Source organism: Demequina zhanjiangensis (assembly GCF_030418315.1).
Classification (GTDB): Bacteria; Actinomycetota; Actinomycetes; order Actinomycetales; family Demequinaceae; genus Demequina; species Demequina zhanjiangensis.
The window spans coordinates 116425-138558 of sequence record NZ_JAUHPV010000006.1 but is presented as its reverse complement, the minus strand read 5'-3'; the positions used below and the strand labels follow the sequence as shown (position 1 = coordinate 138558).

19 protein-coding genes are annotated in these 22134 nt (G+C 65.3%); 9 read left to right on the top strand and 10 right to left on the bottom strand.

Translation table 11 applies throughout. The features are described from left to right. Position 1: 1 nt before the first annotated feature. The 5 genes from QQX04_RS10800 to QQX04_RS10780 all read right to left on the bottom strand — a co-directional run bounded on the left by QQX04_RS10800 (position 2) and on the right by QQX04_RS10780 (position 4182). The gene (locus QQX04_RS10800) at positions 2-862 is read right to left on the bottom strand and encodes an FAD/NAD(P)-binding protein (protein ID WP_301129065.1); all 861 of its coding nucleotides are present in this window, start codon (positions 860-862) and stop codon (positions 2-4) included. A 9-nt stretch (positions 863-871) separates the two neighbouring features. Further along, the gene (locus QQX04_RS10795; protein WP_301129063.1) at positions 872-2056 is read right to left on the bottom strand and encodes a 4Fe-4S dicluster domain-containing protein; all 1185 of its coding nucleotides are present in this window, start codon (positions 2054-2056) and stop codon (positions 872-874) included. A gap of 90 nt (positions 2057-2146) precedes the next feature. Continuing rightward, the gene (locus QQX04_RS10790) at positions 2147-2860 is read right to left on the bottom strand and encodes a hypothetical protein (protein WP_301129061.1); all 714 of its coding nucleotides are present in this window, start codon (positions 2858-2860) and stop codon (positions 2147-2149) included. 140 nt (positions 2861-3000) lie between these two features. Further along, positions 3001-3774: a hypothetical protein gene (locus QQX04_RS10785; RefSeq protein ID WP_301129059.1), complete on the bottom strand. Its 774-nt coding sequence runs from the start codon at positions 3772-3774 to the stop codon at positions 3001-3003. Positions 3775-3963: 189 nt separating this feature from the next. After that, positions 3964-4182: a HypC/HybG/HupF family hydrogenase formation chaperone gene (locus tag QQX04_RS10780; protein WP_301129057.1), complete on the bottom strand. Its 219-nt coding sequence runs from the start codon at positions 4180-4182 to the stop codon at positions 3964-3966. Positions 4183-4494: 312 nt separating this feature from the next. Between QQX04_RS10780 and QQX04_RS10775 the strand changes: the two genes are divergently transcribed. The 3 genes from QQX04_RS10775 to QQX04_RS10765 all read left to right on the top strand — a co-directional run bounded on the left by QQX04_RS10775 (position 4495) and on the right by QQX04_RS10765 (position 6786). After that, on the top strand, positions 4495-5214 hold the full coding sequence (locus tag QQX04_RS10775; RefSeq protein WP_301129055.1) for a hypothetical protein: 720 nt from the start codon (positions 4495-4497) through the stop codon (positions 5212-5214). Positions 5215-5281: 67 nt separating this feature from the next. Continuing rightward, positions 5282-5902, top strand: coding sequence for a DUF6318 family protein (locus QQX04_RS10770; protein ID WP_301129054.1), 621 nt, complete (start codon positions 5282-5284; stop codon positions 5900-5902). A 278-nt stretch (positions 5903-6180) separates the two neighbouring features. Continuing rightward, positions 6181-6786, top strand: coding sequence for a hypothetical protein (locus tag QQX04_RS10765; protein WP_301129052.1), 606 nt, complete (start codon positions 6181-6183; stop codon positions 6784-6786). A 6-nt stretch (positions 6787-6792) separates the two neighbouring features. On the opposite strand, the gene QQX04_RS10760 is transcribed toward QQX04_RS10765, so the two are convergent. From QQX04_RS10760 to QQX04_RS10750, 3 genes are all read right to left on the bottom strand, one after another. Next, complete coding sequence (locus tag QQX04_RS10760) at positions 6793-7491, bottom strand: hypothetical protein (RefSeq protein ID WP_301129050.1); 699 nt, start codon at positions 7489-7491, stop codon at positions 6793-6795. 38 nt (positions 7492-7529) lie between these two features. Beyond that, a complete protein-coding gene (locus QQX04_RS10755) occupies positions 7530-8537 on the bottom strand; it encodes a hypothetical protein (RefSeq protein ID WP_301129048.1) in 1008 nt (335 codons plus the stop codon). Between the two features lie 163 nt (positions 8538-8700). Then, positions 8701-9372 carry a hypothetical protein gene (locus tag QQX04_RS10750; RefSeq protein WP_301129046.1) on the bottom strand — a complete coding sequence of 224 codons (672 nt, stop codon included), beginning with the start codon at positions 9370-9372 and terminating at the stop codon, positions 8701-8703. Between the two features lie 172 nt (positions 9373-9544). Between QQX04_RS10750 and QQX04_RS10745 the strand changes: the two genes are divergently transcribed. The 3 genes from QQX04_RS10745 (at position 9545) to QQX04_RS10735 (ending at position 13647) form a co-directional block, all read left to right on the top strand. Further along, complete coding sequence (locus QQX04_RS10745; protein ID WP_301129044.1) at positions 9545-10900, top strand: APC family permease; 1356 nt, start codon at positions 9545-9547, stop codon at positions 10898-10900. Positions 10901-11103: 203 nt separating this feature from the next. Next, the gene (locus QQX04_RS10740; protein WP_301129042.1) at positions 11104-11709 is read left to right on the top strand and encodes a hypothetical protein; all 606 of its coding nucleotides are present in this window, start codon (positions 11104-11106) and stop codon (positions 11707-11709) included. A gap of 672 nt (positions 11710-12381) precedes the next feature. Continuing rightward, complete coding sequence (locus QQX04_RS10735) at positions 12382-13647, top strand: hypothetical protein (RefSeq protein ID WP_301129040.1); 1266 nt, start codon at positions 12382-12384, stop codon at positions 13645-13647. 214 nt (positions 13648-13861) lie between these two features. Here the strand turns inward: QQX04_RS10735 and QQX04_RS10730 are convergent, their stop codons facing one another. Together QQX04_RS10730 and QQX04_RS10725 are read right to left on the bottom strand one after the other, a co-directional pair. After that, positions 13862-14647: a hypothetical protein gene (locus QQX04_RS10730; RefSeq protein WP_301129039.1), complete on the bottom strand. Its 786-nt coding sequence runs from the start codon at positions 14645-14647 to the stop codon at positions 13862-13864. Beyond that, positions 14644-17862: a P-loop NTPase gene (locus QQX04_RS10725; protein ID WP_301129037.1), complete on the bottom strand. Its 3219-nt coding sequence runs from the start codon at positions 17860-17862 to the stop codon at positions 14644-14646. The genes QQX04_RS10730 and QQX04_RS10725 overlap by 4 nt, the downstream gene beginning before the upstream one ends. A gap of 249 nt (positions 17863-18111) precedes the next feature. Here QQX04_RS10725 and QQX04_RS10720 point away from each other — a divergent pair, with 249 nt between their 5' ends. From QQX04_RS10720 to QQX04_RS10710, 3 genes are read left to right on the top strand one after another with little or no spacing between them, the layout of a single operon-like run. Further along, positions 18112-19521, top strand: a complete 1410-nt coding sequence (locus QQX04_RS10720; protein WP_301129035.1) for a hypothetical protein — start codon at positions 18112-18114, stop codon at positions 19519-19521. Beyond that, positions 19514-21412 (top strand): DEAD/DEAH box helicase, encoded by a 1899-nt coding sequence (locus tag QQX04_RS10715; protein ID WP_301129033.1) that lies wholly within the window; start codon positions 19514-19516, stop codon positions 21410-21412. Before QQX04_RS10720 ends, QQX04_RS10715 begins: the two co-directional genes overlap by 8 nt. Then, positions 21393-22133 carry a protein NO VEIN domain-containing protein gene (locus QQX04_RS10710; RefSeq protein ID WP_301129031.1) on the top strand — a complete coding sequence of 247 codons (741 nt, stop codon included), beginning with the start codon at positions 21393-21395 and terminating at the stop codon, positions 22131-22133. Before QQX04_RS10715 ends, QQX04_RS10710 begins: the two co-directional genes overlap by 20 nt. Position 22134 lies beyond the last annotated feature (1 nt).

Sequence of the window (22134 nt, the reverse complement as noted above, 5' to 3'; positions counted from 1 at the left end):
ATCAGAGCTCCCTCACGTTCATGAGCGGCTCGAGCCGCGCGTAGTCGAGCACGGGACCGTCCACGCAGATGAACAGGTCGCGCAGCTGGCAGTGGCCGCACAGGCCGATGCCGCACTTCATGGAGCGCTCCATGGACAGACGGATGCGGTGCGCGGGGAGCCCGCGGCCCGCAAGCGCGGACGCGGCGGAGCGCATCATCACCTCGGGCCCGCATACGAAGGCCCACGCGCGGCGCGGGTCGAAGCCTGCGCGCGTGATGAGCTCGGTGACGAAGCCAACCTTGCCCTGGTATCCGTACGGCGCGTTGTCCACCGTCATCTGCACGTTGACGTCATTGAGGTCGGCCCAGCGGCGCATCTCGTCGCCGTAGAGGATGTCGTCCGGGGTGCGGGAGCCGTACAGGAGCAGGACCTTGCCGTAGCGGTCACGCTCGGCGAGCACGTCCAGGATCGCGGGGCGCAATGGTGCCAGCCCGATACCGCCGGTGACGAAGACGACGTCGTGGCCCGCCGCGTCGGCCGCGTCCCACGAGGTGCCGAAGGGGCCTCGCACCCCGATCTCTGTGCCGGGGTGCGCGTTGACCAACGCCCGCGTCACGGCGCCGACATTGCGGATCGTGTGCTCGAGCGGCGCCGGATTCCGTGGGTCGCCCGAGATGGAGATGGGCACCTCCCCCACCCCGAACGCGTGGAGCATGGTGAACTGGCCGGCCTTGAAGGTGAGCGGGTCGCCGTCGACGGGGTCGAGCAGCAGGGTGAACGTGTCGCGGGTGTCCTGCCTGACGCGGGTGATCGCGTAGCGGCGCGGCACCATCGGGTCGTCGGCTCCGGCGATCCGCGTCTCGGCTGCAGCGGTGCTCATGCCCGCTCCCTAGGTGGTGGCGGCTGGGGTGGCGAGGCCGCTCATGCGTCCGAGCGCGGCGGCCTCCTCCGTGATGTCGATGCCCGCAGGGCACCACGTGATGCAGCGGCCGCATCCCACGCAGCCGAGCATGCCGAACTGGTCCTCCCACGACGACAGCTTGTGGGTGATCCATTGGCGGTAGCGGGCCTTCGTGGACTCCCGGGTGGGCCCGCCGTGGATGTAGCTGAAGCTCTCGGAGAAGCACGAGTCCCAGACGCGATGCCTCTCGGCGCTGTCGCCGGTGAGGTCGGAGACGTCCTGCACTGTGGTGCAGAAGCAGGTGGGACATACGAGCGTGCAGTTGGTGCAGGCCAGGCAGCGGCTCGCGACGTCCTCCCAGCGGGGCGATTCGGCGGAGGCGCGCAGCACGTCGTGCACGTGTGCGGTGTCCACGACGCGGGTCTGCAACGCGGCTGCGGCGTCGGTGACGGCGATCGCGTCGGCCTGGTCGGCGTCGGTCCCGCGGGTGACGGGGGCGCCGGAGGCGGCGAGCGCGGCGACGACGTCCGCTCCCCTGTCCGTGCCGACCTCCAGGATGAAGCGGTGGTCGCCGTCGGCGAGGACCTCGGTGAGCAGCAGGTCGTACGACGGCGCGCCCGTCTGCGGGTCGTTCTCCGCGGGACGAGGGCCCGTGCCCATGGAGGCGCAGAAGCAGCTCGCCGCGGGGTCCGAGCAGGCGACGGCGACCACGAACGTGCCGTCGCGTCGGCCCACGTAGTGCGCGTCGATGTGGCTGCGGCCCGCGAGGACCTGGTCGTGGATCTGGACGGCCCTCAGGTCGCACGACCTCACGCCCAGCAGGGCGACAGGCGGCTCGTCGACGGCATCGCGCTCCACGGTGAAGTGGCCGTCGTTGTCGTGGTCGCGTCGGCCGCGCCAGACGACCTCCTCCGCGGGGAAGAAGACCGGCTTGCTCGACTGGGCGGGGGCGGCGAAGCCGAAGTAGGCCTGATCCCCGCGCTCGTGGAGGCGGTAGGTCTTGGCGTCCTGCAGGTCGCCGACGCCCTGCGGGAGGTCTGAGGCCGCACGGATCTCGCCGGTGACGATCGCATCGCCCCGGAGGGTCGGCCCGACAACCCGGTAGCCGCGCTCGTGCAGCACACCGATGAGGGAGTCGAGGCCGGATGGCTGAAGGATCCGGATGTCGCCCATGACATGCCTCTCACTGCGAGGCTAGGACTGTCGCTATTCGACACCCGGGACCAAGGACCCGGGGATAAGGATCGTGCCTGGTGAGGTGGGCTACTCGATCTCGGAGATCGGGTCCTCGAGCAGCGCCGAGAGCCGTCCACCGATCAGCACCGACAGGTCGGCGGTGCGCGTGTAGTCGAAGGGCGCACCCTCGAGCGCGAGGAGCGCCGCCTCGCTGAGCGCGTCGATCGCAGGCTCGATGCTGCCGATGCACACCAGCGCGAGCCCCTTCGCGGCGCCGAGGGTGGCCCGCAGGTAGTGCCACGAGACCGCGGGCAGCGGCCAAGGCCGCTCGAACAGCTCGCCCGGGGCGGTGTCCTCCCAGCTGACCGGCTGGAAGTCCGGCCGGGGCGCGTGGCCCGTCACGCCGTCGTCCTTGAAGGTGGGCTCCGCAGCGAACTTGCACGGGCAGCCGACGATGCTCGCACGGTCGGCCCAGCTGTCGAGCGCGTGGACCGCCGGGGCCAGCACGCTGAGCGCGAGGCGCGGGCGACCGGCCTCCGTCAGCGCCGACGCGCAGCGACCTGCGGTCGAGGCGTAGAGGAGGGTGTCGCACCCATCCAGGTCGTCGGCCTCGTCGATGAGCGCGAGAGTCTCGGCGCATTCGCCCAGCAGCGCAAGCTCGTCCTCGCCGTCCGCGACGGCCTGCATGGCGTACGCGATCAACGCTTGCGCGAGCCCGAGTCGGACTGCGATGTCGGTCGGCTGGCGCTCCAGTGCGGCCCTCCAGGCCGCAGGGCTGCGCAGACCTCTGCTGTACTGCATTGGACCCACCCTCCAGGAGACACCCCGCCCCCGGACGTGTCTCAGAGTGCCAACATTAGGGCAGGCGCGTGAAATACGCCACACCCGAATTGTCGCGTCCAAGTCCGTTTGTGACGGTATATGCCCTGATATGCAGGGAGTCAGCGCGAAGCGGGCCGCCCCTGGGGCTTGCCGGTGCGCATGATCTGCTCCATGCGGCGGCCGATGGTCGCGGAGAGGCTGACCGTGCGGGCGTAGTCGTAGGGGGCGCCGGCGAAGGCGACCAGCATGGCCTCGCTCAGGTCCTCGAGCGCCTTGTCCTTCTCGCCGACGGCGGCGCGGCTGCACCCCATGGCGACGCCGATCGAGGCGCGCAGGTAGTGCCACGAGACGGGTGGGAGCGGCCACGGCGTCTCGAAGACCTCGCCGGGGGCGACGTCCTCGGGGTTGCGGGGCGCGTAGTTCGGGAAGCGTCGGTTCGACTCGTCAGTGCGCGCCTCTTCGACGAGCGCCTTGGCTCGGGCGGCGCGGTCCACCTCGGCCGCGGGATCCGCTCCGGGGAGCGCGGGCTTGGCCTGCGGCGTGATGGTGCCCGCCAGGTCGGAGCGCGCGTCGAGCAGGTGGGCGGCGGGAGTGAGGACGCCGAGCGCGAGCCGCGGACGACCTGCCGAGAGAAGTCCGCTCGCGCAACCTGCGGCGGTGCCGGCGAACAGCATCGCCTCGCCGTCGGTCAGACCTTCCAGGTCGCCGATCCCGCACAGGGTGAAGGCGCACTCCGCGAGAAGCTCCGCCCCATCGCCGCCTGCGCAGGTCACCTTGGCGGACTGGGACACGAGCGTGCGTGCCAGGCCGAGCCTCATGGACGGATCCGTCGGATGCGCATCCACGGCGGCGCGCCATGCCGCCGGATCGCTGCTTCCGCTCACCTGAATCACGTTGGCCCCCTCAGACCGGCACTGCGTGTCGTCGCTACTGCTTCCATGAAGCATAGGGCCTCGGTGTGACGCTCGTCACACGCCACGCACAGATTGACGGCATCGGCGCACGCTCCGCCCCCGGAGTGGCCGACGCGGGAGCGCTGACGCCCGCGCGTCGGCCGTGGCGGAACCCCGCTTCTGACAGGCCTAGACGACCTGCTTGTGCTGCTTCTTGAGTTCGGCGATCTCGTCGTCCGTGAGCCTCTCCAGCACGAATCCGGCGCGGACGATCACCCAGTCGCCTGGCGTGATGTCGTCATCCGACACCGTCATCTCCAGCACCTCCTGCCGCTTGCCGTCGATCTCGACGACGGCCCGACCGTCACGGTGCACCTCGATGACCTGCACCACAGTCCCGTGTTCCATGAGCTGCTTCTTCCCCTGCGAGAGCGGGCGCCATGCCGGATGCACGTCGCCGATGACATGCGCTCTTCCTCGACGCTAGGACTGCGGTTTGCGCGCGTCAAAAGATGGGCGCGCGGTGGTTCGTGAGCGGTGCGGGCGGAGGCTCGCGTGCGGCGTCGGCGGCGGCGAGCGTGCGGCTCCCGTGGAACATTCTCAATTCGGGGGCAACCTTTCCGTCGGCTGCTTCGTTTGAACTGTAGACACTTCGTGTCGGCTGGGGGGCTGACAGACGTCTCACACGTTCCAGGGGGATACGTATTGCGCAGGACATCCGTGGCGCTCGTCGCCGCCGTTGTGGCCATGCTCGTCGGCTGCACTCCAGTACCAGGCGACATGCCCGACGCCACCAGCGTCTCCCCCACCCCGTCGGACCGCTTCACTGACGACGACGCGACGCCCATCTCGGATCGCGCCGACGTCTCCACTCCCTCTCCGGAGCCGACCGCATCCGTCGCGGGGATCTCGATCTCGCTGCTCGACGACGAGGCCGAGGTGCCCGAGTTCGAGACGCCGTGGGAGGCCGAGTTCACCGAGGCGTACCTGGGGTCCACGTCCGACCTGCAGCGCGAGATCCTCGAGGACGGCCAGATCACCGAGGACGAGGCCGACGAGCTCCGCGACGCGCTCCAGACATGCCTGGCAGAGCAGGGCTTCACCGACGTCACCTTCTACGGCGCCGGCGCCTTCGCCGAGCAACCGCCCGCGGGGATGAGCAACGAGGACCACTACGCGATCGTCTCCGCCTGCCACCAGGCCGCCTGGGGCGACGAGGCCGCCGACGTCTACTACCTGTACTACCGAGTCGAGCGGAACCCCGACCACGAAGACGAGACCGACATCATGGCCGCCTGCCTAGTGCGCGCCGGACTCGTCGAGACCGGGTACAGCGGCGAGGACTACGCCGACGACGCCGCCAACGACGAGCACCCCTTCGACACCAGCGCCGCACAGTTCCAGGACTGCCTGCTCTCGCCGCTCCCAGTCGACGGATAGGGCTCCGTTTTCCCCAGATGGGTCGGGTGGCCGACAGGGTTGTCGGCCGCGCAGTTAGTGTCGCCGCATGACGAGGGCACTACTCGGACCAGCAAGCCTCATCGCATGCGGCGCCATCTTGCTCGCAGGCTGCATCACCGACGGCGCGGCGATCGTGACAGAGACACCGACGAGCAAGGTGATTGCGTCGCCGAGTGCGGAGCCGAGCGGGTCGGCGACGCCGAGTGCCGAGGCGGCGGGTGAGCTGAGCGATGAGGAGCTGCTGGCACTGCTGCCGGAGGGGGCGACGTTCGAGAACGTGACGGGTGCGGCGACGACTGCTGCGTTCTTCCTTGAGGAGCTGGGAAGGGCCTACTCGTCTGGGGACACGAGCATCATTCGGGCGCTCGGCACAGACGAGTGCGAGTACTGCGCGGGCCAGGCCGGCGACATTGAGGCTTCGCTTGCCGCTGGCGAGCAGACAAGCGGCGGGCAGATCGAGATAGCCGCCGACCAGACCGAGCACAACATGCCCGGAGACGGCTACGCCTACGTGGGCATCCATGGCCTCTTGAACGAGGTGACCGTCACCGACGCGTCCGGGACAGAGCACGTCGCATCGGAAGAGGGCAAGGTCGCGTGGACGATGCAGCTCGTCTATCGCGACGGCCATTGGATGGTGAACGGCTCAGGCGTGGAGCGCGAGTGATCACCAGATCAATCGCCTCGGCTCTCGTCCTAGTTCTTGCGGTCGCTGCGCCTGCCGGCGCAGGAGGCACCTCAGACGAAGACCGCATCAAATCGCACGCAGACGAACAGAACTCGCAGTTTGAAGCCGGCTTGAGCGGCGGCAAACCGAAAGAAGCACAAACGGATGCGCAGACTTCCCGCAAGGACGCCGCACCGCTCAGCCAGGTCACCGTCGTGTCCTGTGCGTCGAGCATCCCAGAGGATCAACGCCACGTTGGCTGCACCAAGGTCGCACCCGTGTACCTCGGCTGCCCTGACGACACCACCGAGAGCCTGACCACCCTTCAGCGCACACGTACCTCGGCGACCGATCCGTGGAGCGATTGGGAAGTCATCGACTGGGTCATGTGCTCCCCCATCACTCCGCAGACCGCGACGATCGCGCAGCAGGTCCGGACCGAGTGGGCGCAGCTGAAGCCCGGCGTACCCGACCTCACCATCCAGCCCGATCAGGACTGGGTGTACTCAACAGTCCCCACGATCGCGTTCGTCGACCCCACACCCGTCGTCATCGAAGAGGTGCTCCTCGGCACGCCCGTCCGGATCCGCGCCACACCGTCCACGTTCACGTGGAACTGGGGTGACGGCGAGACGACCACCACCGCTGACCCAGGCAAGCCATACCCCGACGACACGATCAGCCACACGTACCTCTACGTCGACGGCGCCGTCGACCTCACGCTTCAGACCACCTGGGCCGGCTCATACTCCGTCAACGGTGGCAGCTGGGTCGACATCGACGGCACCCTCACCACGACGTCGAACCCGGTGACGCTCACCGTCCGCTCGCCCCACAGCGCGCTCGTCGACTGCGACCTCAACGGCACCTGCCTTGACGGCTAGTTCTGGTCAGTCGCGGGACACCGTCGCCGACGACCCGTCCACCACCACGATCGCGGAGCCGTCGCCATCCGTCGGGATCACGAACGCAGGCAGCCCCTCCGCCACCGTCGCGGGCGCGCCGTAGAACGCTTCCCACTGCTCGACGCTCCACTCGACGGTCACCGGGTACTCCCAGAACAGGTTCGACGCACCGAACTCGTGGACCGGGAACGGGATCCGCACCGCGTCAGAATCGCCGCCATCGCTCGCGTGCGCGATCTGCGCCTCCAGGCCGAACACATCAGGTCCGTACTCGGCCTCCGGCGCGACGCGGTACGTCACGTCGTCCAGCCGCACACGCCACACGCCGTCGTCACCCACGCCACCTTCGGGATACGTCTCAGCGAGATCACCCGTGAGCTCGTCAAAGGTGCCCGAGTAGCGGAAGTAGTAGTTGTCGCCCGCAACCGAGTAGCGGCTGTGCGGCACCTCGGCCCGGAAGCCGGCGTCGTCGTCGGACAGGCCGTTTGCCCAGATCGCGCCCGTCGACGGCAGGAACAGCGGGATGATCGCGACCGTGCCGAGCACGCCGAGCATCAGGCCGCCGATCGCGGCCGACCCGACGCCGAGCGAGCGCCTCACGCGTCGCAGCGGGATCGCCGCGACGATGAGCGCGAGCGCGACCACCAGGCCGAGGATCAACGGCATTGCTGTCTGCGTCGCCATCTCTCCCGTGCCTAGTCAGCGCTTCTGCCAGGGACCGATTAGAGGTTGCCCATGTCGAGGATCGTGTCCGTCCACTCCGGGCAGAGCACGTATGCGAACGAGGTCGCCATGAGCGCGTCCACGTCCTCAAAGATGTCGTAGCCCTGGTCGGTGAGCACGTCGTTGATGAACTCGCCGTAGGTGGTGGCGTCGGCCATCGTCTCGTCGGTCATCCCCTGGCATGCGGCGTAGGCGAGGTCGAGCGCCTCGTCGTCGGTGAAGGAGTCACTGCCGATCGTGTTGAGCATGCCGACGTACAGGTCGCCAGCCGTGTCGCCGTCGACGAGGTAGAACATGCCGTCCCACTCCTGCTCGGACATGGCGGTCTGCACCGAGGCGGCGTAGGCGGTGTAGTCGCCGCGGGACATCGCTGCCACCTCCTGCGGGCTGACCACGGTGCCGTCGGCGGGCGCGTTGGAGTCGTCCGAGTCGTCCGCGGGCTCTTCCTCGGTGGTGGAGTCCTCGGTCTGGAAGGGCTCGGCCGTGGCGAGGTCGTCGACGGCGTCCTCCCACTCGTCAACGACCTCCTGCGCGGCGTCCTCGAGGGCGCTGGTCGCACGGTTCGCTGCGATGCCGGCGAGCACCCCGCCGAGGATCAGCAGTGCGACCACGCCACCCACGATGCCGAGGATCAGGCCGGTGCGGCTCTTCTTCGGCTCCGCCGGCTGGGCCGCATAGCCTGACTGGCTCATGGTGGAGTCGGGAACCGTCGTGTATGGGATCGACTGCGCGTCGGGCGTCGAGGTGTACTCGATGCGCTCGGTGGGAGAGGACTGCATGTGCGCGTCGGCGGGCTGCGCGGCAGCCGGGTCCGGGGTCGTGGCCTGCGGCGCGGCCGCGTGGTTGGCCGCTGCGGCCTGCGCGTCGGCGACTGACAACTGGGTCGGCTGCTCCTGACCGGGGAGCATCACCCAGTCGGTCCACTGGGACCCGTCCCAGTAGCGGCGGCGGGCGCCGGTCGGGTCGGTCGGGTCGGTGACCCAATTGGCCGGAGTCTGGTCGGACATGCTGTTTCCCTTAGATCAGTTCTGGCACCGCCACCCCCTGACGGGCCGCGCGTCGGACGGTGCCGACGCTGCTGCGAGCGAGACTACCGGAGCAGTGTGACGCACGAACCGACGCCTCGTCGCGGGGGCGGGTCGCCGCGATCTTCCTCGGTGGCAGCCGAACTCAAGGCTCGAAAGTGAAGCCACATAGGCAAGGCACCTCATAGTTATCGCCTTCAGTCACTTCGATACGGAGCCGAAAGTTGTCTTCAAGGTCGATAGAGACTGGGATCGAGTCGGGATACTCGATTCGAGTTCGGGGAAGAACTGTGTTGCCGGCCCCGCCGTAGATCGCCACGTAGATCGAGCCATCGATCACGTCGTCGTGACGACTGTCGTCAGTCAGCCCAACAACACCGGACAACGTTGCGTAGCCCGCGGGGACCTTGAACTCCGTGATTGCCGTGCAACCGCCGCAGTTGTAGAACTGCCACGAGTAACTCGCGGGGTACTCGGTTCCGGCAATCGTGGCCGCGCTCCCGCTCACACGGTACGGATGCTCGATGAAGTTGTCGCTATCGAGATCTGCAAGAGCCAATGGATACAGTGCGGGAACAGCGTCGCTGGCCCGTGTGGCCGGCTCGGCCACCTGTGTCGCTTGGGGCTCAGAGGATTCGACCGAAACCACATCAGGCGGAGTCGCGGTGACCGTCACCACCGTCTCTGGGCTGCCAGCCGAAGCAGCATTCCTTGGCCACCCCCATTGGAGAAAGGCCAGAAGCGCGAGCACGACCGTAGCTAGAGCAGTGATTGCCACCCACTTCTGACCACTGCTCGACCTCGTCGCGTCCGCCATTTCTCCCCCTTGAACCCGGGTCACTCGCACCATGCAGCACGTCGCGAAACGACGTCTGCTCCAGCGCATTGTTCCAGGTAAAAGCGTGCCGGAACAAGGCATAACCCCACGGAGGCCCCCGGGGCAAGTCCGGAGTTGCGCCATGACGGTACAAAGCTGAGAGGCTGAACTGATGGCTGACTCGAACTATCGCGAAGGCTCGCTGTCGCTGCGCGGCGCGGTCGCCATGGGCACCGGCGTCATGGTTGGGGCGGGGATCTTCGCCCTGACAGGGCAGGTGGCGGACCTCGCTGGCCCGCTGTTCCCCCTGGCGCTCGTCGCGGCAGCGCTCGTGGCAGGGCTGGGCTCGTACGCGTACATCAAGGTGAGCCGCAAGGATCCCTCGTCAGGTGGTGTCGCGATGATCCTCCACCAGGCATACGGACGTTCGGCTGTCACCGCGGGCAGCGCGATGCTGATGGCGTTGTCGATGGTGCTGAACCAGACGCTGATGGCCCGCACGTTCGGCACGTACTTGTTGGAGCCGTTCGGGTGGGGCTCGCGCTGGCTGGTGTCCGGGTTGGCGCTGGTCGCCGTCGTCGTGGCGGTGGCGATCAACCTGGCCACAAATGAGAACATCGGCTGGTTCCAGACCGGCGGCGCGATCATCAAGATCGGCGGTCTGGGGCTGCTCTCGATCGCGGCTGTCGCAGCGTCGGGCGGCAGCTACGAGGCCGGCTCCGAGGGCCTCACGGCAGGCTCGAGCATCCTGGGGTTCGCGGCCGCCACGGGGCTGGGCGTGCTTGCCTACAAGGGCTTCACCACGATCACGAACGACGGCGCTGAGCTCAAGGATCCGGGCCGCAACATCGGCCGCGCCATCGTGATCTCGCTGACCATCTGCGCGGGCGTGTACCTCGTGGTCGGCACGGGCACCGGCTGGTCGCTGACGGTCGAGGAGATCGTCGAGGCGCAGGACTACTCGCTCGCGGAGGCGTCCCGGCCCGCACTGGGCGAGTTCGGAGTGATCGCGACCGTCGTGGTCGCTGTAGTCGCGTGCCTCACTGGACTTGTCGCGTCGATGTTCGCGGTGTCGCGAATGCTGACCATGGTCACCGACATGGAGATGATCCCCCACGCGCACTTCGGCATGCCGGGCTCGGTGCGCCAGCACCTGCTCGTCTACCTGGGCGTCGTGGCGGCGGTGCTCGCGGTGACGCTGGACCTGTCGCAGATCGCCGCCGTCGGGATCCTCTTCTACCTGGTGATGGACGTCGTCATCCAATGGGGCGTCCTCACCCGCATCCGCAAGGACGTCGACGCGAAGGCCTGGGTGCTCGTGGCGGCGATCATCGCCGACGTGGGAGTGCTCTCCGCATTTCTCATCGCACGCGGAGCGGAACAGCCGTGGCTCGTCGTCGCAGGCGTGGGAGCCGTGGTCGTGGTCTTCGCATTGGAGGGCTGGTACCTGCGGACGCACCCGGACGACGGTACGGGCGAGGACTCTCAGCACGACGACGCCGATAGCGCCCACCACCAGCACGGCTGAGTCCCCGCGGGCGAGCCGTGCCCCGGCCGGGCGCCACCGATCTGCACGACAGCTGACCGCCTCGAGGACCTTGGACTCAAGTACCCAGCAGGCCACGGGCGCCGGGCATACGCTGAAAAGGCAAGCCAAGACGCTTGAGAGCAAGCCCCTTCCGCCCGTGAAGCCGGACACCTCCGGACCGTGGCTAGGAATGGAGGTGCGTCATGGCTGGAGGAAAGAAGGCAGCACCGGTCGCCCTGATGGCGGCAGTACTGCTCGCGGGATGCAGTTCCGGCTCGGCAGACCTGGAACAGCAGCTCGCAGACGTGACCGCCGAGAGGGACGCGCTGCAGGCGCAGATCGACGCGATCGACGGGCGATACGCGCTCACGATGGAGAACAAGGCCGCCGTGGAGGAGATCCTCGCCAACCACGACTCGTATGGCACACCCGCCCAAGTCGCCGACCTGCTCGCCACCTACGCGACAGACGACGCCAAGATGGACGACGACGTGTTCGGCGCCGTCGGCATCAGAAGCGCCTGGTTCTACACCCTGTTCGGCGAAGCCGACGCAGAGATCGACACCGTTCAGCAGTGGGTCGACGCGGACGGTTCCGAGTCCGGAAGCCTATGGATCTGGCACGGCACCAACGGCGGCGGCCACCCGTTCGCACTCATCGGAATCGCGGTCGACACCTACGACGACGAAGGCATGATCACGAACTCGTGGGTCGCCTACCCCTACGACGACGAGTACGTCATGAACGCGATCCAAGGGAACGGAACGGAGACGGACGTGTATGGGGTGCCTTGGGAGGAGGGAGAGTAACGGCGGGAGCCAATGACCAGAAGTGCTCCCGCGCAGTCGCGCTCGCCGACGGACTGTTAGAGACGTTCCCATGCGTGTCACACGACCTCGCGACAATCCTCGGGCCCGGACTTCGTGGGCCGTGCCTGACTAAAGAGAGACGAAGATGATCACCAAGGCTGACCTGGACTGGTGGCGCGAGAAGGCGTTCGAACTCGACTGGGTGTTCGCACCAATAGGTTGAACTAGCCTAATTTTCTTATCCTGAGTGGCCGCTGGCGTGGACTCGGTCGGCTGGCTCTGCTGTCGCGCCGACACCGCCTGCCCGACTCGCCGGCGAGGGAAGCGCTGTGGTAGCGGCTCCGAGCGAAGTCGTGAAGAGGCACGACTGGCTCGTGGTGAGCTTGCGGCGGTTGGCGATCTGGTCGCCAGCTCACCGTTGGTGACGTACTGAGCACGGCGCGACGCAACTCGCGGCGAGAACGGTGCCACAGAATCGGCCAAGCGTTGCGGATCGTCTGGCTGTAGGTCATAGCCGCGCGGAGCCCGGACGGCACCCTCGCGTCTGGGCGGCACTAGAGATCCTGCGCTTGACGATGTCGAGTCGGTTGTTCAGCGGTGCGATCGAGTAGGTTGCCGATGAGGCGTACACGTGGGATCGGGTTCGCGTTCCAGCGAAGGAGAGAGTGCACGATGAAGAGCATGCGCGAGGCGCTGGCGGAACATCCCAACACTCCCTCCGCAATCCTCGAATGGCTCGCGACCGACCCCTCGGACGACGTTCGATGTGACGTTGCTGGAAACTCGTCGACCCCGCCCGGCGTGATCAGGTTGCTCGGCAGAGATCCGGACTTCATGACGCGATCGATCGCGCGCTCGCATCCGGGGATGCTCCAGAGTGACCTGGAGGCGTTCGCAATGGAGGCAGAGAACCTGCGCCCCATCGCCTCGAACCCAAGTGCACCGCAAGCCCTTCTCGCGCGACTCGCGAGCGACGCTGACGACGATATTCGGGCCCGGGTAGCGTCAAACGCCAACACATCCTCCGAGACTCTCAGGACACTCGAATCGGATCCCAGCGGCAATGTGCGCGCAGCTCTCATTGAGAACCCCAACACGTCCCCAGGCACATTGTTGGACCTTGCTGAGACGCTCATGAACTTCAAGAGCGGGTCGTGGGCGTCGCTTCGCCACCTCGAAAACTTGAGCATGGACCTCGGTAGCCACCCGTGGCTTGCGCTTGCCCGCAACCCAAGTTCGCCGGTCGAGATCCTTGTGATGTTCGCCACCAACGAATCGCCGGATATTAGGAGGGTCGCGGCCGCCGCACCTCGGACCCCGCCCGAGGTCCTAGCGAAGCTCTTGCAGGACGGACGCCCTGCGGTCCAGGCTGCAGCGGCAGAGAACACCGCCACGCCCGGCAGCGCTCTAGCCGATTTTCTCAGCCAACTGGGAGAGCCAGACATGCGTGCGCGGGAGCAACCCGCCTGGAAAGCGGCAAGGAATCCCTCGACCCCCCCGTTGGCGCTTCGCGATCTTGCGGCCCAAGATACCTCTTGGTACTCCAGTTTCATTGCCGCCAATCCATCGACACCGATCGATGTCCTGATGGACTTTTGGCGGGAGGAAACTGGGAGCGTTCGCGCAGCACTTGGTGCGAACCCTTCAATGCCAGCGGAGATTATCGACGCGCTGGCGCGTGATTCCGACCGTATCGCCCGAATCCACGTGGCGCTCAACCCGGCAGCACCCATCAGCACCCTTCGGCGGCTCGCAGAAGACCCCGACCCGGAAGTGCGGGAGTGGCTCGCGCGGCGCGAAGTGATACCGACCTACGTCCTCGACATGTTGGCATCGGACCGAGAGAGTCGTGTCGCGATCGCGGCCGTAGGCAATATCAGTGTTCCTGTTGCGACGCTCACACGTCTCGCACTCGCTGAGGGGTTCCCCGGGAACTGAGAGCCGAGGGAGCCGACCGGACAACCTGTGCGAAACCAGCCCCGCGCTTCGCGGCAGATGTTGGCCTTCGGTACACAGCCGACTTGAAGTCACGCAACGATCCCGTCCTCATGTCACTGGGTCAAGACGACGTAGTTGGTGCCAGTTGGTGTGCGTATCGGGTAGTGCGACGAGACTGGTTAAGCCCAACCCCACACAACTCGATCAGTAGGCCCTATGCCGTGGTGGCTATCCACGCTGCTTGTACACGTTCCAGGAACTCATCGCCATGGAGTTGTGGTGCCGCTGCCGCGACTGAATAGGCAATCAAGACCGCTGCTTGCGCGTAAGGACTGCCGATCAGTCGCAGCGCGTCTAGAACTTCGTAGTACGGCACAGGCAACGGATCGTGGGTAGAAACGATTTCCTGCATGCAGTAATCCTTGGCAATCTCGGAAATTTCTCCTGAGAGTCGCTCAAACTTGACCCTGCCTTCCAACTGACGGATCATGTACCCCTTCTGACCTGCACGGAAACTGAGCCCGAGATCCGCTGAAACGGCATCGAAGATCGTCGACAGGTTGAGCGCAGCGTTGGCTGTCCATTGCTTCGAGAGTTCGTGGCTCCTCATGGCCGTTACGGCGATGCGGGCGAGGCTCGCGAGTGCCTCGTTCAGTCGGCCTGCCAGCGCCTGAGCGCGATCTGGCCAGCCCGCGTGAGCATCCAGAAACCTCTGAGCGGTTCGACGGGCGCGCTCGTCGGCGGCGTGCTGAGCAGCTGTGCGCAGACCGTTGATAAGCCCATCGAATTCGCGTATCGCTTGGGTGTCGCTGACTCCGCGAAGGAAGCGAACGTCCGGTCCTAGGTGTTCACGGAAGAATACGTAGTAACTGGAAACCAGATCATTGAACTCATGTTGCGAATCGCACGTGGGATCGAGGCTCGGCACACGATCGAACGAGAACCCGGTACCGGTGGCCGTTCGACGCGCACGTTCGATGTCGAGGAGTGGGTTACTCATGCTCTGTGCGCGTCTCGGTACATCTTGCGCGGTTCAGCTACGGGGCCGCTCGCGAGCTTGAAACCTACGTGGAACCCGCCCAACTGCTGATTGCGCGCGAATGTACCCGAGGCGTTGAAGAGTCTCGGCTCGAAGCGAACCCTCGTAGCCAATTCATTGACCCAGAGTTGGCCATAGCGCGAATCTGCGGTTTCCACCCGACCCGTGAAGACCGTCGGTTGTCCCGACTCGCCCGCGATGAGGTACACGGTGTGGAGCCGCCTCGCGAGTTGCCGGGTGTTGTCTTGGACCTGGTTGAATAGCCGACGCGACTCTCCGAACTCCTCGCTCACGAACGCCGCGATCGCGCGGATGAACTGCAAGCGGTACGCGTCCGGTAGGTCAGCGCCATCGAGATCTGCACCCATTTGCGTGACTCTTCCAATCGCTTGCGGCGAGAGGTACAGAGGCATCCGCTCTCCGGACAGCAAACGGCTACCAGTAATGTCCTTCCACGTGAGGTCGATCAGGAGCTGCGCGCAACGCCAGTCCCGTCTCGTACTCGGTGGCGCGGTCCGGAGAAAACCAAGCGCCTCGGCTTCTCCGGCGGGTCCCTCCGATGCCGCAAATTGGGCAAGGAAGTAGGCTGCCGCTGGATCGGTATTTCGTTCGAGGCTCTGGAGATACTCCCAAGCAGCCGAGTCGTTTCCAAGCAACTTGTTGAGCATGTGTGCTCGTCTGTCTATTTCAGCCAGTTGGTTCGTGCTGAGAGAGCTACGGTCGAGCGACTCGATCGCTGCGATGGCGCTCGCCATCCGATCAACTCGTTCTTCCGGCGTGAGTACGCCGGCTTGGACTGCGTCGCGTGTTGCCCAAGCCAAGACATCGACGGGGTAGGTGTTTCCAGCATCAACCGCGCGCGCGTCGAGAACGGCCTTCAGCACGTCGTCCAGGCGTGCGGCCATGCTCAGAGTAGACTCGCTAGCGCCTTCCTCCGAGAACTCGTGAATGATCGCGCCGAGCGTTGATGCGAGTTCGACGGACAAGGACAGTCGAAGCAGCCCGCGCGTGGACTGGTCTGCGAGAACCTCATCAAGCAGTTCGCGGTTGTATTCAAGGCTCGCGACGCGCTCCTCCAGAGATCCCTGGCCAGCCCGCTGTTGCCACTGTACGTAGTGTCGTGCGAAGTCGGATTCCTGAAGCGCAAGCCTCGGGTGGATCCGCCCGAGGTCCATTCGCCGCTGCCGGATCGCGTCCGAGACATCTCCGAAGTACTTCTCGTACCTCGCCTTCCTTTCCGAGTTCGGTCCAACCCGTTCGAGAAGCTTGACGAGGAACTCGACCTCGTCAGGCCCGCCTGTGAACCCCTCCGAGACCCGTACATTCTGGATGACCTCGATGACGACGTCGATCTCTACGTCGAGCGGAATCTCATGCTGGGCAAGCAACTCGGCTTCCAGGTGGGAACGCGTGGCGAGGTAGTAGTCTCCGTCGTCCTCTTCGATCTCGCGGACGATGTCTGAGGAACTCAGGGCATCCCTTACGCTCTGAAACCCTTCCCGGCCAAGTATGCGAAGTGCGAGATCGATCGGCACGGGAATTCCGTGTCGGCCGGCCACGAGAACCAGTGTTGTCACCCGTCGGATCGGGGCACGATTCGCAAAACTCTGATCAGCGAGGGTTTCGTCCTCGTCTGTGGAGGGCAATAGATCCTCCAGTGACACGCCCGCTTCGAGGAACGCGGCCTGCATTGCCGTCAGGCGCTGATCAGATGTCGCCTGCTCGCCGCGCTGCCGAGCGAGTCGTGCCATCCCCCGCTCTGCGGAGCGCATTTCGCTGGCGAGACCAGTCCGGAGCTGGCGTTCAGTGTCAGGCAACGTGCGGTAGAGGAAGGCGAGGAAGCTGATGTCGAGCGCGCGGCTCGGTTGCCTCACCTCGATCCCTAGGCTGGCAAGTAGTGCGAGCATCCTCTCGGTCTCTCCATCGCTCAACGCAGCAGGCGCGCCAACGACAAAGGATGAGTGACTCTTCTGCCGGTAGGAAGATCCGACAACGAGAACGCGACGCCCGCGCGCGTGCAGCTGCCTGGAGAACCCCTCGTATTCGTCCGCCTCCAGCATTCCGTCCCACACGAATACGGTTGCCTTCGCGCCGTGTTCCTGCGCCCACGCCGCGTACATCTCGACATCGTCAACGGAAGGACGGACGCTGCGCCTCGATTGGTGAAGTACAGCCGCTTCGCCGCTGCGAGACAACTCCATCGCGAGTGCAGCAAGGGCGGTCGTCTTGCCTGTAGCAGTCTGACCGGCGAGCACGATCGGAGAGGGCAAGTCCCGGTCGTGCAACTCAGAACGGACCTTGCCGAGGAGGTCCGCCTCGTAGTCGCGCTTGAGGTTCATGCCTGCTGCGATGCCCCGCCAGCGGGGCACCCCCTCGGTCGCTCCGATGAAGTTCCTGAACTCCTGGTAGCGGGCAGCGCCGGAACTGAATACTGGAGGAGTGAGAAGTGCAAGGTCGACTGGGCGAGCAGACCTTCGGATCTGATTCCACGTGTGGATGTCGACGTCCGCGTAGCCATCGTCGAGCGCGATCACGTGCTGGGATGCTGCCGTGGAGGCGTCGACCGCATCCCGCGAAGCGCCCGCCTCCACGATCTTCCGAATAGCTGAACTGAGCGACTCTTGATGCAGGACCAGTTGGCCGCTATCAGCAAATGACCGGACCAGCGCGTGGTCTGCCCACGGCTCAGCCGAGAATAGGTGTGCTTGTCCACTCCCGAGCGATGCGAGAGCGGGAACTAGATCGATTGGGTCGAGGACGCCGCCAGGCTTCCACCCTTCGACCAACACCGTGCCTCGCGGCGTCACAGTCTCCGTTGCTAGTCGTGCGAGTTCCTGGTTGCTCAGCAGTCGCGCCGTTGCCTCTTCGGCAGGCGTCTGCGGCGGCCGCTCGGACTCTGGAAGGTGATGGCCACCGAACAGGTAGCGCACCTCAAGGTCCGTCTTGCTTCGCGAAGGAGCCCGACCCATCGCTCCGAGCGATGACGTTGCGCGCGAGTCTGTCCGAAAGGCATCTTCGACGGCGCGATCCGTAGCCGAGGTGTAGACGCCGTTCCACGCGTACGAACGGGCCTCCTTCTCCAGTGTTGTTGCGCCGTCGCCACCGAGGATCAGGAATGCTGGCCCGGCAGCGAGGTGCGCAGCTAGATCACGGAGGTCGGGTGACAGTTGTGGCACTTGGGTGCTCCTCGATGTCTTGCTCGCCGCGGGGGAACTGATGCCCACATTACTGAGTCGAACTGGGGAACCCGGTGCGAATCGCCACGGCTTGTCAGCGGTTAGGCGCCAATGTGACCGTCGGCTATTGCAGAGCCTCTCACCTGGTGCAGGCCTGAATTCAGCCACGCAGGCAATGCTCCGGGGCTCTGTCAGACGTTGGATATATGTTCGTTCTGGACACCAAACTGGGGGAAGGCAGGAATTCCGATGACTGATGCAAACAGAGAGCAGACGATAACGCAGGCTCTTGCGCAGTATCAGGCGCAGGCCGGCGCACGCGACACGATGAGGGTCCCCCTCCGGGGAGCGAGTACACTTCTTGAGGTCGTCGAGGTGCCGCTAGACCTTCCGACGTTGAACCCCGACAGCTTCCGGATCGCGCCAGCGCTCGCCGAGCATGCGCAGGCCTCGATCGTGAAGACCGACCCCTACTCCAGCGCCGCGCAGAACGTCGTCGCGGAGCTTGTTCGGAAGGCGCACCGGTACGCGGAAGACCTCAAGGCAAGCCTGATCGACGGTCAGGATCAGCCAGGCCTCATCACGCGCAAAGGAAAGCTGATCAACGGGAACACACGATGTGTTCTCCTTCGGGAACTCCGTGCCGAGGGAAAGATCACGAATTCAACTCTGCGCGTCGCTGTACTTCCTGCTGACATTATTGAGCCGCAGGAGCTGGAACTGGAGAGCGTTCTTCAGAAGCAGGTGGAGCACAAGGACAGTTACAACCTCGTCAGCGAACTCATGATGCTGAAGAAGCTCCACGAGGACGCAGGCCTTACCGACGCGGCGATCGCGCGGCACCTGAGAATGCGAGCACAGCGCGTGACCGACATGCGGGCTGTCCTCGATCTGATGGAACGTGCTCGGCGGTTGACGGATCCGGTGCTGCCCCTGACGGAGTTCATCACGGAGAAGGACCAGACCCAGAACTGGATCGAACTCCTGCGAAAGGTGCGCGAGGTAGACCAGAAGGATGGACGCCCGTCTGGCGACGTTGCGATCGCAAGCTGGCTCATCGCTTACGTGCTCGGCTATGACTCGGTGCACAAGTTGAGGCACGCCTACGGCGAGTGGGTCGAGAGCGACGTGATGGAAGATCTCGTCGAAGCCGGTGGCATCGGAGCCGCGATCGCCTCCGTTGCAGCCTCGCCGGTAGCCGAAGCCGCGTCCGCGGGCGACATCCCAGAGGGCCTAGACCTGCTCGGCGATGAGGCGAACGGGCCCGTCAATTCCGAGGTTGTGGCAGTGAAAGGCCTGCTAAATATAGCAGTCGCCGCCACTCGGCCCGATGCTGAGCATGTCTCACTCGGTGATGGAGGGTCCACGCCTGTCGCGGATGTGCGCGATGCCTTACACGCGAGCGTCTCGCGGGGTCTCGCAGCCTCGAAGCAGCGCGCGCTAGCGGGGAGCAAACTACAACGCCCGACTTATGCTCTTTCCCAGGCGCGAGATGGTCTTCGCGAGGCGCTCGACGGCCTCGATGAGGTGGGCGAGCTAGACGAGTTCGCCCCCCACCGAGAAGCTGTGGTGTTGTTGATCGAGGAGATCGCGAGTCTCCTCGACAAGGTGTCCGAGGCCGCTGAGTCGGCACCTTCGGCTCCCTCGTCGGATGACTGACACCCCCGCGCTCTCGCTCAGACTCGAACCCGCGGGCGGGTTCGTCATGGCGACCGCGAGCGAGCTTGACCGCGAACGCTGGTACCGCATTGCACTGCTGCTGGCGGACACCACGCCTGCATCGGGTGCTTCGCTTCGCGTGGAGCCTGCACGGCTGCTTCGCGAGAGGATCGCCCTGCGCGGACTTCTGGCTGAACTCGGAGTCGGCCTCGCGGCGGACGAGGCAGTGCGAGCGTTGCTCGCGCGAAGTATCAGCGATCAGCGTGGGTTCGCAGCTGCGTTCAGCGAGCGCTCCGACCAAACCGAAGTGGGGGTCGACGATCACGACCCGGGACGGCAGGTTGTACGCAATCTCAGACAGTTCCAGATTCGAGACTTCGAGCGTCTTGCGCAACTTGATCACGGCGCAAACTTCTCAGTGCCGGGCGCAGGAAAGACCACTGTGACCTATGCGCTCCACGCACGTGAAAGGCGGGAGGGGCGCGCGACGAAACTACTTGTCATCGCGCCCCTCTCGGCCTTCAACGCATGGGAAGAGGACGCAGAGACTGTGCTGGATCCACCGCTCTCAGTGGGCCGGTGGCGAGGTGGCGCGTTGCCGGACACTGACGTGATTCTGGTCAACTACCAGAGGGTCACGGCATCAGCGTCGCTTCTGCTGGCGATGATGCTCCGGCACCGTACCCACTTGGTGGTCGACGAGGCTCACCGAGCCAAGCGCGGGGCGGCAGGCGAGTGGGGGCGCGCGATCCTGTCGATCGCACCATTCGCGTCTCGGCGAGACGTCCTTACGGGCACTCCGGCTCCCAACCAGCCGCGTGACCTTCTTGCAGTTCTCGACATCGCATGGCCAGGCGGCATCGTCCGTCGCGCAGTGCCGCCTGCGGCACTGCGCTCTGACCCGAGCGATGCAGACATGCATGGGCTCAACGGAGCAGTCGCCCCGTTGTACGTGCGGACAACGAAGAACGAGTTGGGACTCCGCGACCCCCGAATCGTTCTCGAACCAGTGCCTATGGGGGGACTCCAACAGCAAATCTACGATGCACTCGTCAACCGGTACGTCGGCAGCCTCGACCTCGGCCGACGAGACGCAGCTATGTTGTCGCAGATGGGCGAGGTGACGATGTACCTGCTGCAGGCGGCATGTAGCCCGCGTCTGCTCGCAGCCAACTCCGGCGTGCCGCGCGAGTACCGCTACCCGTCGCTCGCGATTCCTGCTGGTTCGCGAGTTGCGGGGATGATCGACCGATATGCAGACCACGAGGTTCCTGCCAAGTTTGAACGCGCACTTCGCATCGTTGAGAACAATGTCAGACTTGGTCGCAAGACTCTCGTCTGGTCTAACTTCCCGGACAATCTGCTGGACCTCGAAATGATGCTGGCCGGCCTAAGCCCAGCGCTTGTGTATGGCGCAATTCCGAGCAGCGACGACGCGGAGCCAGGGGTCAGAACCCGAGAGCGAGAGATTGACCGCTTCCGCAACGATCCCGAGTGTTGGGTGCTCTTGGCGAACCCTGCTGCCATGTCCGAAGGGATCAGCCTCCACCACTGGTGCCACGACGCCATTTACATCGATCGAACCTTCAACGCGGGCCAGTACCTGCAGTCGCTCGATCGTATCCACCGCCTTGGATTGCCGGAAGACACCGAAACACGCGTCACAATACTCACCGCTTCCAGCACAATCGACGACCGCGTGAACTCGCGCGTCGAAGACAAGACTCGACGTCTCGCGCTCATGCTCAACGACCCCGCTCTCACACAGATGGCGTTGCCTGATGACGACGATACGGGAGATGTAATTGACGACATGCTCGATCTGGCGGAAGTGATGGAACATCTCCGGCAGCGAGCTCGCCGAGGTCCCCATGATGAACTCGCTGAGTGATCATCAGCTGTCTGCAGCGATCCGGGTCGCGAGGATTCTGAACCCCGCTGGAAGTGATGCCGCCTCGCTTGAGCTCAGTCTTCCGCTTGTCATCAGTCAGGGTGAGCACCGAGCCGAGGATCTTCGCGTGGGCCTTGCGCTGCTTGTCGACGCAGAGCTTGCTTTTGCCGGCGCAGCTGGTGTCCGGGGAACGAGCGAACTGTCGGCGTTGGTGGCCCTCGATGACGCCAGCGCCCTTCGCGAACTTCGTCGGCTCCTGCAAGTGAAGGAGCAGCAATCCGATCGCGCGCTACTGGGTTCTGCGGGTGAGGCTGCGGTGGTAGCAGCCTGCCGCGCTGAACTCCTGGTGGTCGGGCGTCCTGACCTCCAGGCTGAGATCATCCAGGTCAGTCTTTTTGACGACACCCTGGGGTATGACATCGCCGCGCCAACGCTCCGGGGAACCGCTCGACGCCTCGAAGTCAAGACTACGTCTCAGGTCTCGGGTGGCGTGTTTCAGTTCTACCTGTCGAGGAATGAGTACGACGTGGGCTGCCGGAACCCCTCCGAATGGGCGCTGGTAGCGTGCGAGCGGCGTGGGGAACTAATCGACATAGTTGGGTGGTGCCGCGCGAGCGCCCTCGCCCCGTACCTCCCTCAGGACCACCGAGGCCGCTGGACTGAGGCTCTGGTCCGCGTGCCGTGTTCGATGCTCATAGAAGGCACGCCGTCTTGCGTGTAGA